Annotated in this window: 16 protein-coding genes; 14 read left to right on the plus strand and 2 right to left on the minus strand. The window is 62.9% G+C overall.

Translation table 11 applies throughout. The features are described 5' to 3' along the window. Positions 1–34: 34 nt before the first annotated feature. From PRZ03_RS06425 to PRZ03_RS06435, 3 genes are all read left to right on the plus strand, one after another. Complete coding sequence (locus PRZ03_RS06425; RefSeq protein WP_273599529.1) at positions 35–724, plus strand: transglutaminase-like cysteine peptidase; 690 nt, start codon at positions 35–37, stop codon at positions 722–724. Between the two features lie 31 nt (positions 725–755). After that, positions 756–2,675, plus strand: a complete 1,920-nt coding sequence (locus PRZ03_RS06430) for a bifunctional diguanylate cyclase/phosphodiesterase (RefSeq protein ID WP_273599530.1) — start codon at positions 756–758, stop codon at positions 2,673–2,675. Between the two features lie 70 nt (positions 2,676–2,745). Next, on the plus strand, positions 2,746–3,276 hold the full coding sequence (locus tag PRZ03_RS06435; RefSeq protein ID WP_273599531.1) for a hypothetical protein: 531 nt from the start codon (positions 2,746–2,748) through the stop codon (positions 3,274–3,276). Positions 3,277–3,288: 12 nt separating this feature from the next. Here the strand turns inward: PRZ03_RS06435 and PRZ03_RS06440 are convergent, their stop codons facing one another. Beyond that, positions 3,289–3,837: an NUDIX hydrolase gene (locus tag PRZ03_RS06440; RefSeq protein ID WP_263533176.1), complete on the minus strand. Its 549-nt coding sequence runs from the start codon at positions 3,835–3,837 to the stop codon at positions 3,289–3,291. A gap of 52 nt (positions 3,838–3,889) precedes the next feature. On the opposite strand from PRZ03_RS06440, the gene maiA reads away from it, so the two are divergent. Together maiA and pgeF are read left to right on the plus strand one after the other, a co-directional pair. After that, positions 3,890–4,522, plus strand: a complete 633-nt coding sequence (gene maiA / locus PRZ03_RS06445; protein ID WP_273599705.1) for a maleylacetoacetate isomerase — start codon at positions 3,890–3,892, stop codon at positions 4,520–4,522. Continuing rightward, the gene (pgeF, locus tag PRZ03_RS06450) at positions 4,512–5,318 is read left to right on the plus strand and encodes a peptidoglycan editing factor PgeF (RefSeq protein WP_273599532.1); all 807 of its coding nucleotides are present in this window, start codon (positions 4,512–4,514) and stop codon (positions 5,316–5,318) included. Before maiA ends, pgeF begins: the two co-directional genes overlap by 11 nt. Here the strand turns inward: pgeF and PRZ03_RS06455 are convergent. Beyond that, positions 5,250–5,549, minus strand: a complete 300-nt coding sequence (locus tag PRZ03_RS06455; protein ID WP_263533173.1) for a hypothetical protein — start codon at positions 5,547–5,549, stop codon at positions 5,250–5,252. The genes pgeF and PRZ03_RS06455 overlap by 69 nt on opposite strands. 114 nt (positions 5,550–5,663) lie before the next feature. On the opposite strand from PRZ03_RS06455, the gene phaC reads away from it, so the two are divergent. The 9 genes from phaC (at position 5,664) to PRZ03_RS06500 (ending at position 15,930) form a co-directional block, all read left to right on the plus strand. Further along, the gene (phaC, locus tag PRZ03_RS06460) at positions 5,664–7,406 is read left to right on the plus strand and encodes a class I poly(R)-hydroxyalkanoic acid synthase (protein WP_409993931.1); all 1,743 of its coding nucleotides are present in this window, start codon (positions 5,664–5,666) and stop codon (positions 7,404–7,406) included. A gap of 111 nt (positions 7,407–7,517) precedes the next feature. Beyond that, positions 7,518–8,696, plus strand: coding sequence for an acetyl-CoA C-acetyltransferase (locus tag PRZ03_RS06465; RefSeq protein ID WP_273599533.1), 1,179 nt, complete (start codon positions 7,518–7,520; stop codon positions 8,694–8,696). A 118-nt stretch (positions 8,697–8,814) separates the two neighbouring features. Beyond that, entirely contained in the window at positions 8,815–9,552 is a 738-nt protein-coding gene (gene phbB / locus PRZ03_RS06470) for an acetoacetyl-CoA reductase (RefSeq protein WP_263533171.1), read from the plus strand. Positions 9,553–9,684: 132 nt separating this feature from the next. Next, positions 9,685–10,500, plus strand: coding sequence for a TIGR00266 family protein (locus PRZ03_RS06475; RefSeq protein WP_273599534.1), 816 nt, complete (start codon positions 9,685–9,687; stop codon positions 10,498–10,500). Positions 10,501–10,583: 83 nt separating this feature from the next. Next, positions 10,584–11,597 carry a YncE family protein gene (locus PRZ03_RS06480; protein ID WP_273599535.1) on the plus strand — a complete coding sequence of 338 codons (1,014 nt, stop codon included), beginning with the start codon at positions 10,584–10,586 and terminating at the stop codon, positions 11,595–11,597. Further along, positions 11,594–12,415, plus strand: a complete 822-nt coding sequence (locus PRZ03_RS06485; protein WP_273599536.1) for a polysaccharide deacetylase family protein — start codon at positions 11,594–11,596, stop codon at positions 12,413–12,415. The genes PRZ03_RS06480 and PRZ03_RS06485 overlap by 4 nt, the downstream gene beginning before the upstream one ends. Beyond that, positions 12,408–13,373 (plus strand): sterol desaturase family protein, encoded by a 966-nt coding sequence (locus PRZ03_RS06490; RefSeq protein WP_273599537.1) that lies wholly within the window; start codon positions 12,408–12,410, stop codon positions 13,371–13,373. Before PRZ03_RS06485 ends, PRZ03_RS06490 begins: the two co-directional genes overlap by 8 nt. 41 nt (positions 13,374–13,414) lie before the next feature. Beyond that, positions 13,415–14,941, plus strand: coding sequence for an acyl--CoA ligase (locus tag PRZ03_RS06495; protein WP_273599538.1), 1,527 nt, complete (start codon positions 13,415–13,417; stop codon positions 14,939–14,941). After that, the gene (locus PRZ03_RS06500) at positions 14,938–15,930 is read left to right on the plus strand and encodes a 2-dehydropantoate 2-reductase (protein WP_273599539.1); all 993 of its coding nucleotides are present in this window, start codon (positions 14,938–14,940) and stop codon (positions 15,928–15,930) included. The genes PRZ03_RS06495 and PRZ03_RS06500 overlap by 4 nt, the downstream gene beginning before the upstream one ends. The last annotated feature ends 3 nt before the right edge of the window (positions 15,931–15,933 follow it).

Genomic DNA, 15,933 nt, shown 5'->3' on the forward strand with positions numbered 1-15,933 from the left:
ATTGCTCTCCACGCGAGGGCGCATCCGCTACAGCATGGCCCCGTTCACCCGCAGAGTCTTCCCGAACAAGCCGCGCTGGCTGTGTGGTGGACGGCTGCTCGGGCTATTTGCCTTGGCCGGCTCTCTATGGCTGCTGCCTTGCGCGGCCTTGGACAATGCGCGCTTTTTGGAAGCGGCCGCCAAATTCAACCCTCGCACCGTCGGCGAAGCACAAGCGCTGCTGCAAGCGATCGAGCGCGCCACCGCTCTGGAGGAGCCGCAGCGGCTGACGGCGCTCAACAGCTATTTGAACCGCCGCATCGAGTTTCATGACGATATCGAGGTCTGGGGCAAGGTTGACTTCTGGGCCAGCCCCTTGGAGGCACTGGACAAGGGGCGGGGCGACTGCGAGGACTATGCCATCGCCAAATACCTGAGCCTGATAGCGGCCGGCACGCCGGTGGCCAAGCTGCGCATGGTCTATGTGCGCGCCATGGTGGGCGGGCGATCGCTCGCACACATGGTGCTGGCCTACTATGCCGAGCCGGGGGCGGAGCCCCTGATTCTGGATAATCTGATCGGTGATGTCAGGCCGGCCTCACAGAGACCCGATCTGCAGCCGGTATTCAGTTTTAACGGCGAGGGTTTGTGGCAGGGCGTCGGGGCCACATCGGCCGGTGACCCCATGGTCAGGCTCTCACAGTGGCGCGACTTGCTCGCCAAGGCGCGCGCGGAAGGTTTTTGAACAAGATGAATACTTTTGATTGGGATTTGCCATGTCCTTGATGCGTCAAGTCTGGTTGCTGTTGCTGGGTGTGGTCTTGCTGGCGCTGGCCGGCAGTGTGGCCGTGTCCACTTATTCGACCCGGCAACTGCTGCAAACCCAGCTGCAGATCAAAAACAGCGATAACGCGGCCGCGCTGGCCCTGGCTTTGTCGCAGCAGCATGGTGATGGGGAACTGATGGAGCTGCTGATTTCGGCGCAATTCGATACCGGCTACTACCAAAGCGTGGTCTGGCGCAAGGCCGACGGCAAGCTCGCATTCGAGCGCCAGGCTGCTGCTCAGCCCAGCAAGGCGCCGGCCTGGTTTGTAGCACTGCTGCCTATCGCCGTGCAGCCCGGCGTGGCCCAGGTCTCGAATGGTTGGAACGCGATTGGCTCGGTCGAAGTGCTGTCGCATTCGGCCTACGCCCACGACGAGTTGTGGCGCAGCTTGAGCCGCATCAGCCTCTTGCTCGGCGCCTTGGGCCTATTGGCCAGCATAGGGGCCTACCTGGCCCTGCACCGCATCCGCCGCCCGCTGGACAACGCCGTTGCGCAGGCGCGCGCCGTCGTCGATGGCAGCTTTCAAATCATCGAAGAGCCCCAGGTGCCCGAGCTGAAGGGCTTGACGCAGGCGATGAACGCGATGGTTTTGCGGGTCAAGAGCATGTTCGAGGCGCAAGCCGATCAGTTGCAGGTGCTGCGCGTGCAAGCGCATTGCGATCCGCTCACCGGGATGAGCTCGCGCAAGCATTTCCTGGCCGAGCTGGAGTCGGCCCTGACCCGCGATGAAGGGCCGTTGCACGCAGGCTTGGTGCTGGTTCGCTTGCGTGATCTGGCCGGCCTGAATCAGCGCCTGGGCCGCCCGGCGGTGGACCAGGCCTTGCAAACCATGGCCAAGGCGGTGATGGCCTATCCCGAGCGCGTGCGTGGTTGCTTGGCGGGCCGGCTCAACGGTGCCGACTTTGCCCTGTGGCTGCCGGCCCCCGATGTAGCGGCCGAGACGGCACAGGCCTTGTCCGACGCGCTGCAGGCCAGCTTGCCGGCCTTTGGTGGCGGCATTCAACTGGCCTTGGGTGCCGTCAATCTGCCGCGCGAGTCGACCGTCGGTCGCTGGTTCGGCGAGGCCGATGCGGCGCTGGCGCGGGCCGAGAACCAGTCCGGCTTTGTGGTGGAGTCCATCAACGCCGGCAGCGCGCAGCAGCGCGCGCAGGGCGAACGCGCCTGGCGCTCACAGATCAGTGAGGCCTTGGCGGGCCGGCGCGGCAAGCTGCTGCAATACCCGGTCTTGGACCGCGAAGGTCGGGTCCTCCATCTGGAATGCCCCTTGCAACTGCAACTGGAGGAAGCGGGCGAGTTCGAGCCGGCCACACGCTGGCTGCCTTTGGCGGTGCGCAGCCGCTTGACGGCCGAGGTCGACCTGTTGGCGGTCGCGCTGGCGCTGGAGGCGATCGCCAAAGACGGTTTGCAACGCTGCGTCAATATCGCGCCGGCTTCGCTGCTGGACGGCAACTTTGTGGCGCGTTTGCGGGATCAGGTCTTCCATGCTCCGCAGGCCGCACGCAAGCTCGGTCTGGAGTTGGCCGAGAGCGCGGCGGTCAATCATTTTGATCTGCTCTTCGAGATGGGCAGGCAGCTGCGCCCACTCGGCGTCAAGCTGGGGCTTGAGCATGCCGGCGCCGGTTTGGCCCATGTCGACCGGCTCTACCAGGCTGGCCTGGACTATGTGAAGCTGGATGTGTCGGTGGTGACCGGCGTGTCGGGCGACGCGGCCCGCGCGGCCTTTGTACGCGGCATGTTGGTGATGCTGCGCAGTTTGGCGCTGAAGGTCTATGCCGAGGGCCTGCGCGACGCGATGGATGTGCAAGCACTCTGGGACTGCGAGCTTGACGGTGTGACCGGGCCTTGGGCGACGGCACGCCTGGGGCAATAACGGTGAGCGGCAAGTACCCGCCCAAGGCCGGTCCGGGCGAGGATGGCTTTGGCCATGGGCAGCAAGAAAAATGAACCTGACCCCATTTTTCAGGATGGTGCTGCTGCTGGGTTTGCTTGTTGCTGGCAGCGCGCAGGCGGCGTCGCCGCAGCCGCCGCTGCTGCCGATCACGCAGTTCAATATCGTCTTGCTGCAGCCCAGCGCGGTGCTGGAAGAGCGGGTGGCCGATGTCGACGCGATGGCCGCCTACGTCAAGGCGCTGGGTGCCGCCGCAGGCGAAGCGGTGCTGGCCAGCGGTGCGCAGCAGTCGGTGGGCGGCTTTATCGTGGTGGCGGTGCGGCCCGGTGGCCAGGCCCGGGTCTGGCTGGACTTTGATGCCATGTTAGATCTGGAGCTGAAGCGGCAGATCACCAGTCGGCTCAAGGCGGTTCAGCCCTTCGAGGCGCACAAAGGCCCGGTTGTCTTTGCGCTGAAAGTGGCGACCTGGAGCGGCAAGGAATCTAAGCGCTTGGCGCCGGCGCCACTGGAGTGGAAGGCTGCACGGCAAGCTGGCGCGCCGCTGGAGGTTGGGTCCTTGGTCGAGAGCCTGTGGGCGGACTGAGCCGCTGAAGCTTCAGCTGAGATCGCCGCAGTGCAACTCGAAAGGGCGGCCCAAGCGCCTGTCCTCAAAGAAATGCTTCAAGGTTTCGCGCACTGTGCGAAACGCCAGCTCGTCCCAGGGGATTTCATGTTCAGAAAAAAGCCGGGCTTCGAGCGTCTCCGGCCCGGGATTGAATTGGTCCGACAGCAGCCGGGCGCGGTAATACAGATGGATTTGCCCGACCTTGACCACATTCATCAGGCAGTAGAGCGGCTGCAACTCGATTTGCGCGCCGGCTTCTTCGTCGGTCTCTCGCAGGGCGCCTTCGGCCGCCGTTTCGCCCAACTCCAAAAATCCCGCCGGCAAGGTCCAAAAACCGTGGCGCGGCTCGATCGCACGGCGGCACAGCAGCACCTGCTCACCGTAGACGGGCAGGGTACCCACCACATTGATCGGGTTCTCGTAGTGAATGCTGGCGCAGACCGTGCAAGTGGCACGTTCGCGGTTGTCGTCGGCCGGCACCAAGTACTCGACCGGGGCGCCGCAGCTGGGGCAATGTTTGAAGCGTCTAGGGTTCCACATGGGCCTCAGTTTAGCGGCCACAGGTGAAACACTCATGGCATCATCACGACCCATGGAACTCTTCAATTACTTTCGCTCCTCGGCTTCTTACCGCGTGCGCATTGCGCTGGCGCTCAAAGGGCTGGATTACGACTACCGCGCCGTTCATTTGGCCAAGAACGAACAGTTCGACCCGGCCTATGTCAGCGCCTCGCTGTCCAAGCTGGTGCCGCTGCTGCGCGACGGCGACGCGCTGATCAGCCAGTCCATGGCCATCATCGAATACCTCGATGAAACCCACCCGCAGCCGCCTCTCTTGCCCGCTGACGCCCTGGGCCGTGCCCAGGTGCGCGCCTTGGCGCAGGACATCGCCTGCGAGATCCACCCGCTCAACAATCTTCGCGTGCTGCGCTACCTGAGTAAGGATCTGGGTCTGGATGAGGACAACAAGAATCGCTGGTACCGCCACTGGGTCGAAACCGGGCTGGAGGTGGTCGAGCTGCGTCTCAAGGCCAGTGCCGGCCAGTTCTGCCATGGCGATACGCCCGGCTTGGCCGACTGTGTGCTGGTGCCGCAGATCTTCAATGCGCAGCGCTTTGACTGCCGGCTGAGCCATGTGCCCGAAGTGATGCGCGTGTTCGCCAATTGCATGGCGCTGGACGCTTTTGCGAAAACCCAGCCCTCGGCCTGTCCTGATGCCGAGTGAGGCGCCTTCCCTGACGGCCCACCCTGATTGGCTGCAGCCGCAGTGGTCGCAGCCCGCCACCGGCGTGCGAGCCTTCATGAGCACGCGGGCCGGCGGTGCGAGCGTCGGGCCCTTCGAGAGCATGAATGTCGGCTTAGCGGTGCAAGACGATCCCGCGGCAGTGACAGCTAACCGCCTGCGGGTCGATCAGACCATGGGCGCCAAGGCGGTCTTTTTGCAGCAAGTGCATGGCAGCGAGGTTGTGGTTTTGAATGCGGCCCATGCGCTGCCCGATGTGTTGGATATTGCGCCCGTGCTGCGTGCCGATGCCAGCGTCAGCACCACGCCAGGGCTGGCTGTGGCGATCCAGGTGGCCGACTGCTTACCGGTCTTGTTTGCGGCACCCGGCGGTGTGGCCGGCGCTCACGCCGGCTGGCGCGGCTTGGCTGGCGGCGTGCTGGAGCACACCTTGGCGACCCTGTGCCGCGAGGCCGGCTGCCGGCCCGGCGATGTGCAGGCCTGGTTGGGGGCTTGCATTGGGCCTGAGGCCTTCGAGGTCGGGGTCGAGGTGCTGCAGGCCTTCGCGGTGCCTGCGGTGGCAGCGTCCAGCGAATTTTTCAGCTATCGGCCCAAGGCCGCCGGCGAAGCGCGCTGGCGCGCCGATTTGGCCGGGCTGGCGCGGCAACGCCTGCAGCGCGCGGGACTGAGCGCCATCAGTGGCGGCACTTGGTGCACCTATAGCGAGCCCTCAAGATTCTTTTCTTACCGGCGTGATCGGGTCAGCGGCCGCATGGTCGCCGCCATCTGTTTGGTCTGAATTGGCTGCCGCCAAGGCCGCCTCGTGTTCTTGCAGCTCCGCTTGCTCTTTACGCTTGCGCGCTTTCTTGCGGTGCGGTGTGCCCATCAAGTACAAGACGATGGAAATCGGCAAGACGCCGTAGAGTATCAGCGTCACGATGGCGCCCAACACGGTGCCTTGGCTGCTGGTGGCTTCGGCCAGCGCCATCATCAAGGCCACATAGCCCCAAGCCATTGCGATCAGATACATGGTTCGTCATAAGCGGGTAAGACAAGGAGGTTACAACAAGGTCTGCGATGATGGGCTGGAATGGCTGTCGCGCGATGGACATGACGCCAAACGCCTTATTGTTTGAGGAAACTTATGACCGCTAGACCCAAGTCCGGAGCGCCAGCCGGCGCCGCGACACAGCCTGAAACCCTGCCCGTGGCCGCGGCCGCCGCAGCAGCCAGCGAGGCCGCCGCCGGCTTCGGGGAAATGTGGAAGACCATAGCGGGTCTGCAGATCCCGGCCGCCTCATTGGCCGAATTGCAAAGCAACTACCTGAACCAAGCCACCGCGCTGTGGAATGCCTCGCTGCAAAGCAGCTTAGGCGCACCCGCTGCCGCGCCAAAGCCGCTGGGCGACCGCCGCTTTGCCAGCCCGGCCTGGAGCGCCAACCCGGCCAGCGCCTTCATGGCGCAGCTGTATTTGCTCAATGCCAACACCTTGCAGCAAATGGCCGACAAGGTCGAGGGCGAAGACAAGGCGCGCGCGCGTGTGCGCTTCGCCGTGCAGCAGTTTGTTGACGCTGCCGCACCGAGTAACTTCTTGGCGCTGAATCCTGAGGCGCAGGCGCTGGCACTTGAGAGCAAGGGCGAGTCGCTGAGCAAGGGCATGCAACTGCTTTGGGATGATTTGCAGCGCGGCCATGTCTCGCAAACCGACGAGAGCGCCTTCGAGGTGGGTCGCAATGTCGCCACCACCGCCGGCGACGTCGTGTTCGAGAACGACTTCTTTCAGCTGATCGAGTACAAGCCGCTGACCGACAAGGTCTTCGAGCGACCGCTGCTCTTCGTGCCGCCTTGCATCAACAAGTACTACATCCTCGATCTGCAACCGGACAATTCGCTGATCCGCTATGCGGTGGAGCAGGGCCACCGCTTGTTTGTGATCAGCTGGCGCAACCCGGACGCGTCCTGCGTGGCCTGGACCTGGGACGACTACATCGAGCACGCCGCCATCAAGGCGATCAGCGTGGTGCAAGAAATCAGCGGCGCCAAGACCATAGATACCCTGGGCTTTTGCGTCGGTGGCACGATTTTGTCGACCGCCTTGGGCGTGTTGGCGGCGCGCGGCGAGCAGCCGGCCGCCAGCGTCACCTTGCTGACGACCTTGATCGACTTCACCAGCAACGGCATCTTGGATATTTTTGTCGACGAGCCCTCGGTGAAAAAGCGTGAGGCCACCATAGGCCTGCAGTCGCCCAAGGGCCCTGGCCTCTTGAAAGGGCAGGAACTGGGCAGCACCTTCAGCATGTTGCGGCCGAACGATCTGGTCTGGAACTATGTGGTGGGCAACTACCTGAAGGGCGAGGCGCCGCCGGCCTTCGATCTGCTGTACTGGAACGGCGATTCGACCAATATGAGCGGGCCGATGTACTGCTGGTACTTGCGCCATACCTATTTGCAAAACGAGCTGAAGATCCCCGGCCGCTTGACGGTCTGCGGCGAGGCGCTGGATCTGGGCAAGATCAAAGCGCCGGTCTATATCTACGGCTCGCGAGAGGATCACATCGTGCCTTGGGACGCCGCCTACCGCAGCACGCAAGTGTTCAAGGGCGAGCGGCGTTATGTGCTGGGTGCCTCCGGCCATATCGCCGGCGTGATCAACCCACCGGCCAAAAAGAAACGCAGCCACTGGATCGGCAAATCGTCCTCCTTGCCGGCGGCTGCCGATGATTGGCTGGCGACGGCTACCGAGCAGCCCGGCAGCTGGTGGACCGATTGGTCCGCCTGGTTGGCGGCCCATGCCGGCGCCCTCAAGCCCGCGCCCAAGGCGCCGGGCAGCCGCAAATACAAGCCGATCGAGCCCGCGCCGGGCCGCTATGTGCAGCAAAAAGCCTGATCTTTTTGTTCGTAACCGTTTGGAACCCGTCGTACGTGAATTTTCACCGACCCGATTGAACTAAACTCATCGGGATAACTTGTTAGTTACAGTGCAAAGAGAGTAAATCAAATGACCGACATCGTGATCGTCTCCGCGGCCCGTACCGCGATTGGCAAATTCGGCGGCACGCTCGCCAAGACCACCGCTGTGGAACTGGGCGCCACCGTCGTGCGCGATCTGCTGCGTCGCAGCGGCCTCGACGGCGCGCAGATCAGTGAAGTGATCATGGGCCAGGTCTTGACGGCCGGTGCCGGTCAGAACCCCGCCCGCCAGACAGTCATCAAGGCCGGCCTGCCCAACACGGTGCCGGCGATGACGATCAACAAGGTTTGCGGCTCGGGCCTGAAGGCCGTGATACTGGCTGCGCAATCGATTCGTGACGGCGATTCGGAAATCGTCATCGCCGGCGGCCAGGAAAGCATGAGCCTGAGCGCCCATGTCTTGCCAGGATCGCGGGACGGCCAGCGCATGGGTGACTGGAAGTTGGTTGACACCATGATTGTTGACGGCCTGTGGGATGTCTACAACCAGTACCACATGGGCATCACGGCCGAGAACGTGGCCAAGCAATACGGCATCAGCCGCGAGGCGCAAGACGCGCTGGCTTTTGGCTCGCAGCAAAAGGCCGCTGCCGCGCAAGACGCAGGTCGCTTCAAGGATGAAATCGCTGCGGTGACGATTCCGCAGAAGAAGGGCGACGCGATTGTTTTCGACGCCGATGAGTTCATCAACCGCCGCAGCACCGCCGAGGTGCTGGCCGGTTTGCGCCCCGCCTTCGACAAGACCGGCAGTGTCACCGCCGGCAATGCCTCGGGTCTGAATGATGGCGCCGCCGGTTTGCTGATCATGTCGGCCGCCAAGGCCGCCAGCCTGGGCCTGACCCCGCTGGCCCGTATTGCTTCTTACGCTTCGGCCGGCCTGGATCCTTCCATCATGGGCATGGGCCCGGTGCCCGCCGCGAAGAAGGCGCTGGAGCGCGCCGGCTGGAAGGCGCAGGACCTCGACTTGTTGGAAATCAACGAAGCCTTCGCCGCGCAGGCCTGCGCCGTGCATCAGGAAATGGGCTGGGATCTGAGCAAGGTCAACGTCAACGGCGGCGCGATCGCGTTGGGTCATCCGATCGGCGCCTCGGGTGCGCGCATCCTGGTGACGCTGTTGCATGAAATGCAGCGTCGCGACGCCAAGAAGGGCATTGCCTCCTTGTGCATCGGTGGCGGCATGGGCGTGGCGCTGACGGTCGAGCGTTGATTCTTTTCAGCTGACGATTGGCCCAACTTGACACCACATTAGGGCCAACCCGCTTGACCCAGACCCGCACATGCGAGAGTCTGAGCGAGCCATCCGTTTTTTTATCTTGGAGACAAACATGACTCAAAAAGTAGCTTACGTAACCGGTGGCATGGGCGGCATCGGGACCTCGATGTGCCAGCGCCTGCACAAAGAAGGTTTCAAGGTCATCGCCGGCTGCGGCCCTAGCCGCGACTTCGACAAGTGGCTGAGCGAGCAGGCCGCTTTGGGCTACACCTTCTATGCTTCGGTCGGCAATGTGGCCGATTGGGACTCCACCGTCGAGGCCTTTGCCAAGGTCAAGGCCGAGCATGGTCCGATCTCGGTGCTGGTCAATAACGCCGGCATCACGCGGGACGGCATGTTCCGCAAGATGACACGCGACGATTGGGATGCAGTGATGAACACCAATCTGAACAGCATGTTCAACGTCACCAAACAGGTGATCGAAGACATGCTGGACAAGGGCTGGGGCCGCATCATCAATATCTCCTCGGTCAACGGTGAAAAGGGCCAGTTCGGCCAGACCAATTACTCGGCCGCCAAGGCCGGCATGCACGGCTTCACGATGGCGCTGGCGCAAGAAGTGGCCAGCAAGGGTGTGACGGTCAACACCGTCAGCCCCGGCTATATCGGCACCGATATGGTCAAGGCGATTCGACCCGACGTGCTGGAGAAGATCGTCGCCACCATCCCGATCAAGCGTTTGGGCAAGCCCGAAGAAATCGCCGCCATCGTCGCTTGGTTGGCTGGTGAGGATTCCGGCTTCACCACCGGCGCAGACTTCAGCTGCAATGGTGGCTTGCACATGGGGTGATTGAGTTCAAGCCCGCATGGGCTTGACGTACAGACGCGGGAGCTGCGGCCTAAGGTTGCAGCTCCCGTTATTTTTTGGGCTTTCTTCACGCAATAATGCCCAGACCGAACTGAATCGTCTGAGGGAACTGTGATGGCAATGGATGTGGTCGACTACGAGATCAAGGGCGCAGAGATGCAGTTCGTCGAGGTCGAACTCGACCCCGGCGAGGCGGCCGTTGGCGAGGCCGGCAGCATGATGTTCATGGATGCCGGCATCCATATGGACACCGTCTTTGGTGACGGCGCGCCGCAGCAGGGTGGCTTCTTCGGCAAGTTGATGGGCGCGGGCAAGCGCTTGGTGACGGGCGAGTCCTTGTTCACGACCGTCTATACCAACCAGACGACGGTGAAGCAGCGGGTCGCCTTTGCCGCGCCCTTTGCCGGCAAGATCCTGCCCATGGACTTGCGTCAACTCGGCGGCACCTTGATTTGCCAGAAGGATGCCTTTCTGTGCGCGGCGCGCGGCGTCTCGCTCGGCATTGCCCTGCAGCAGAAGATCTCGACCGGCTTTTTTGGCGGCGAAGGCTTCATCATGCAAAAGCTTGAAGGCGATGGCCTCGCCTTCGTCCACGCCGGCGGCACCGTCGTGCGGCGCACGCTGCAGGCCGGCCAGACCTTGTTGGTCGACACCGGCTGCGTGGTCGCCTACACACCCAATGTGTCCTTCGAGATTCAGTATGTGGGCAAGATCAAGACCGCCTTGTTTGGCGGCGAGGGTCTGTTCCTGGCCAAGCTGAGTGGCCCTGGCGAGCTGTGGTTGCAAAGCCTGCCACTGTCGCGCCTGGCCTCACGCATCTTTGCGGCGGCGCCGCAACGCGGTGGCAGTCGTGAAGAGGGTTCGGTGCTTGGCGGCCTCGCCGGCGTTGGCCTACTCGGCGGTTTATTGAGCGGCAATGACGACGAGTAAGGCGACGAGTAGGTGGGTGCAATTACACTCAAAGGGTGGCACTGGCCACCTTTTTTTCGCATGTTTCGATTCAAGGATTCCTGATGTTCTTTCTGTCATGGCCCCGCAGCCTTGTCGTGGCCCTGGGTTTTTCTGCAGCAGCATTCGGCGCTGTGGCGGCAGGTCCGGCCAAACCGATCTTCGTTTTGAACTCATTGGACGCCGACATCAGCGTGGTGGACCCGGTCACCTTCAAGCAGATCAAGCGCATCCCGACCGGCAAGGAGCCGCATCACCTGTATTTGTCTCCGGACGAAAAGTCTCTGCTGGTGGCCAACGCGCTGGGGGATTCCTTGACCTTTTTGGATCCCCAAACCGCCGAGGTTCAGCGCGTGGTGCACGGCATCAGCGACCCCTATCACCTGCGCTTTTCGCCCGATATGAAATGGTTCATCACGGCCGCCAACCGGCTGGATCATGTCGATTTCTACAGTTGGACGCCGACCAATAAAACCGAGCCGCTGAAGCTGGTCAAGCGCATCAGCGCCCCCAAGACGCCCAGCCATCTGGCCATCGACAGCAAGAGCAGCACACTCTATGTGAGCTTGCAAGACAGCAATGAGTTGCTGGCGGTAGATATTGCTACGCAGACGCCGCGTTGGAAGATCAAGGTCGGCGAAATGCCGGCCGACATTTTCCTGACCGCTGATGACAAGCACATCCTGGTCGGGCTGACCGGCGACTCGGTGGTCGAGGTCTACGACGTCAGCGCCCCGGGCAACACCGGCGCCAAGCTCGTCAAGCGTCTGCCCACAGGCAAGGGCGCGCATTCCTTCCGCGCTTGGGGGGATAAGCGCCATGTGCTGGTCAGCAACCGCGTGGCCAACACCATCAGCAAGATCGATACACAGAACTTCACCGTCGTTGACAAATTCCCAGGCCCTAGCGGCCCGGACGATATGGAGGTGATGGGCGACGGCAAGACATTGTTGGTGACCTCACGCTGGGCCGGCAAGCTGACGATGATTGATACCGAGACCAAGAAGGTGGTTCGTCAGGTCAAAGTCGGCAAGTCGCCGCACGGCGTCTACACGCTGGACCACCAGCCTCGCCAATGAAGTTTGGCCTGCGGCTAGTCCTTGGCCTGCTCGGAGCGTTCTCAGGGCTGGTGCAAGCCCAAACTTGCGCCAAGCCGGTGTTTCTGAGCTTTGACACCGGCCATATGGGCGTGGCGCCCTTGATCGCCGAGACCCTGAAGCGTTTCGATGCCCGCGCGACCTTTTTCCTCGCCAATGAGCCGACCAAAACCGGTGGCTGGACCTTGGATGAGGAATGGGCGCCTTGGTGGCGCGAGCGTGCCGCCGAGGGCCATGATTTCGGTGCCCACACCTGGAACCACGACACCTGGCTGGCCGATCTGCCCGCGCCGGGTCAGCTCGAGGCGACTCGCTTCAAGGTCAGTACAGCCGCCGGCATCCAGACGCCGGTCCGCCAAGAAATGACGGCCGAGCAGTATTGCGCCAGCCTCAAGCAGGTGAGCGCGCGTTTCAGCGAGATGACCGGCCAGACGATGGGGCCGATTTTTCGCGCGCCGGGCGGTAAGACTTCGCCGGCGCTGTTGGCTGCCGCGCAGAAATGCGGTTATGTCCATGTGGGCTGGAGTGCTGCGGGTTTTCTCGGCGATGAGTTGAACAGCGATAGCTTTCCGAATGCGCAGCTGCTCGAGCGTGCTTTGAAGAACATCAAACCGGGCGATATCTTGATGGCGCATCTGGGCATCTGGTCGCGCCAAGAACCATGGGCGCCGGCGGTGCTGGAGCCGCTGCTGCAAGGTTTGCAAGATAGAGGCATGTGTTTTGCGCCGCTGCGTGAGCATCCGCGCTATCGCGGCCTGTTCAAGATGGCGACTGTGCTGAAAGAGGCGCAGCATGATTGAGTTCTTCAGCGATGCTTTCAGCTCGCTGCAGCAGCAATTGTTCGAGTGGCTGGTGCAGCCCTTGGTGTTTGCCTTGGGTGGCGGCAATTTGCTGGAGGACGCTTTCAATGCGACCGGTTGGTTGCTGGTGGGCTTGCTGCAGATCGCGGTGATGCTGCTGCTGATCCGCTCGCTTGAGCGCTGGCGGCCGGTCGAGGCGCTTGTTGACAAGGCGGCCGTGCGGGTCGATGTGATTTACACCTTGATTCACCGCCTGGGCCTGTTCAAGCTGCTGATGTTTTTCAGCCTGGACCCCATTTGGGACGGCTTGGCCGGCGCGGCCCGCGTAGCTGGCCTGCCGAGCTTTCAGCTGGATGCCTTGTGGCCGGGTGTCAGCGATCTTCCTTGGGTGTCCTTCATCCTGTATTTGCTGGTGTTTGACTTCGTCAATTACTGGCTGCACCGGGCCCAGCATGCCTGGAGCTGGTGGTGGGCGCTGCATGCCTTGCATCACAGCCAGCGCCAGATGACGATGTGGAGCGACAACCGCAACCACCTGTTGGATGACATCTTGCGCGACGCGGTGTTCGTCGTGCTGGCGCGCCTGATCGGTGTCGAGCCTGGGCAGTTTGTCGCCTTGGTGGCGATCTCGCAGCTGATGGAGAACCTGCAGCATGCGAATGTGCGGCTCTGGTTCGGCCCCGTGCTGGAGCGTGTCTTCGTCAGCCCGCGTTTTCATCGGCTGCACCACTCGATTGGCATCGGCCATGAGTCGGCCGGGCGCGGCACGCTGGGCGGCCACAACTTTGCGGTCTTGTTTCCGCTCTGGGACATGCTTTTTCGCACCGCTAACTTTGAGCTGCGCTGGGATGCGACCGGCGTGCGTGATCAGTTGCCCGACGAGGGCGGGCGCGACTACGGGCGTGGGTTCTGGTCGCAGCAGTGGCTGGGTCTGGGGCGGTTGTTCGGTCGGCGCTGACGATAATGGGCCGCACGCTAACGCTATCCAACGAGCCCCAAATGAGTCCAGACCAAATTTTGTTTGACCTGCTGTCCACGGGCCAGCCCGAGGCGCCTGCGCTGTCGGCGCCGGGCCGCCCGCCCTTGAGTTTCGCGGCCTTGCGGGACTTGGTGGTAAACACGGTCAGCCAACTCAATGCCTTGGGCCTGGGCGCAAACGACCGTGTCGCCATCGTGCTCAATAACGGCCCCGAGATGGCCGCCTGCTTTGTCGCCTGCGCTTGCGGCGTGGCGAGTGCTCCGCTCAATCCGGGCTATCGCAGCGATGAGTTCGAGTTTTATTTGAACGATTTGCAGGCGCGCGCCTTGATCGTCGAAGCCGGCAGCAGCTCGCCCGCGATTGCCGTGGCCGAAAAGCTTGGCGTGCCTATCCTGCGTTTGGTGCTCGAGGCCGGCGCGCCGGCCGGCGCCTTCGGCTTGAGCAGCGGTTTTGAAGCCAAGCCCTTGGCCGCACCGATTTGGTCGGCGCAGGCCGATGTCGCAATGGTCTTGCACACCTCCGGCACCACCTCGCGGCCCAAGATCGTGCCCCTGTCGCAAGCCAATCTGATTGCCTCGGCTCGCCATATCGGGCAGAGCCTGCAGTTCCAGCCGGATGACTGCGGGCTGAATGTGATGCCCTTGTTCCATATCCACGGCCTGATCGCCGGCGTGTTGGCGCCGCTGGCGGCCGGCTCGCAGGTGTTTTGCACGCCCGGCTTCAATGCCTTGAAGTTCTTTGCCTGGATGGAGGAGGCCAAGCCGACCTGGTACACCGCCGTGCCGACCATGCACCAGGCCATCGTCGCGCGGGCGCGTGGCCATGCCGAGCTGATTGCGCGCCAGCCCTTGCGCTTTATGCGCTCGTCGTCGTCATCAATGCCGCCGCAGGTGATTGCCGAGCTGGAGGCGGCGTTTGGCGCGCCCTTGATCGAGGCTTACGGCATGACCGAGGCGGCGCATCAGATGGCCTCTAACCCCTTGCCGCCACGGATTCGCAAGCCGGGTACCGTAGGTCTGGCGGCAGGGCCCGAGATCGCCATCATGGGAGCGGCGGGTCAGTTGCTGGCAGCCGGTGAAATTGGCGAGATTGTCATTCGCGGCCCCAATGTGACGCAGGGTTATGAGAACAACCCGGCTGCCAATGCGGAAGGCTTTCGCAATGGCTGGTTTCGCACCGGCGACCAGGGGCAGCTGGACCTGGATGGTTATCTGAGCATCACCGGGCGGCTGAAGGAAATCATCAACCGCGGCGGCGAAAAGATCAGCCCGCGCGAGGTCGATGAGGTCATCATGGACCACCCGGCTGTGCAGCAGGTCGTCTGCTTCGGCATGCCGCATGCAAAGTTGGGCGAGGACGTTGCTGCGGCGGTGGTCTTGCGTGAGGGTGCTAGCTTGGACGAGGCCGGCTTGCGCGCCTTCGTCGCCACCCGACTGGCCGACTTCAAGGTACCGCGGCGGATTCTGTTTTTGAGCGAAATTCCCAAGGGTGCTACCGGCAAGTTGCAGCGCATAGGTCTGGCCGAAAAATTGGGCTTGGGGGCATGAAATTCGCCATCGTCGGCGCCGGAGCGATCGGCGGTTTGTTGGGTACGCGGCTGGCGCTGGCGGGCGAAGAGGTGGTGTTCATCGCCCGCAATCAGAATCTGGCCGCCATTCAACAACGCGGCTTTCGGCTGCTGCTGGAAGACGGCAGCGAGGCTCATGCAAGCCAGGTTCGGGCGGTACAAGACATGGCTGAGGCCGGGCCGCAAGATGTTGTGCTCTTGACGCTCAAGGCGCATCAGGTGCGCGAGGTTTTGCCGGAGCTGCGCGCGCTGTTTGGCCCGCATACCTTGTTGGTGAGCATGATCAACGGCTTGCCCTGGTGGTATTTTCAAAAGCTGGGTGGGGCCTTCGAGGCTAAGCACCTGGACAGCGTAGACCCCGGCGGCCTGATCGCCGGCCAAATCGAGGCCGAGCGCATCATTGGCAGCGTGGTTTACCCGGCGGCCGAGCTGGTCGAGCCCGGCTTGGTGCGCCTGATCGAGGGCAATCGGTTTTCGCTCGGCGAACTCGATGGCAGCCGCAGTCCACGCATCGAGGCGCTGTCCCAAGCGCTGATGCGCGCCGGCTTCAAGGCGCCTGTTTCCAAAGACATACGCAGCGAGCTCTGGGTCAAGCTCTGGGGCAATTTATGCTTCAACCCGATCTCGGCGCTGACGGGGGCAACGCTGGAGGACATTTGCCGCTTTGCGCCGACTGCTGAGTTGGCGGCGGCGATGATGGCCGAGGCGCAAACCCTGGCCGAGAAGCTGGGCGTGAACTTCAAGGTGTCGATAGCGCAACGCATCGCCGGCGCCGAGGCGGTCGGCGCGCACAAGACCTCGATGCTGCAGGATCTGGAGCGCGGCCGCGCGCTGGAGCTGGAGGCGCTGGTCGGCGCGGTCCTGGAACTGGGTCGCATCACCGCCACGCCGACCCCGCATATCGCGGCGATCTACGCCGTCACCGCACTGCTGGCCCAGACCCGGGCCACGCCCAACAAGCCTCGCTAAGAT

The organism is Roseateles albus (assembly GCF_028595345.1).
GTDB classification, from domain to species: Bacteria; Pseudomonadota; Gammaproteobacteria; order Burkholderiales; family Burkholderiaceae_C; genus Paucibacter_A; species Paucibacter_A albus.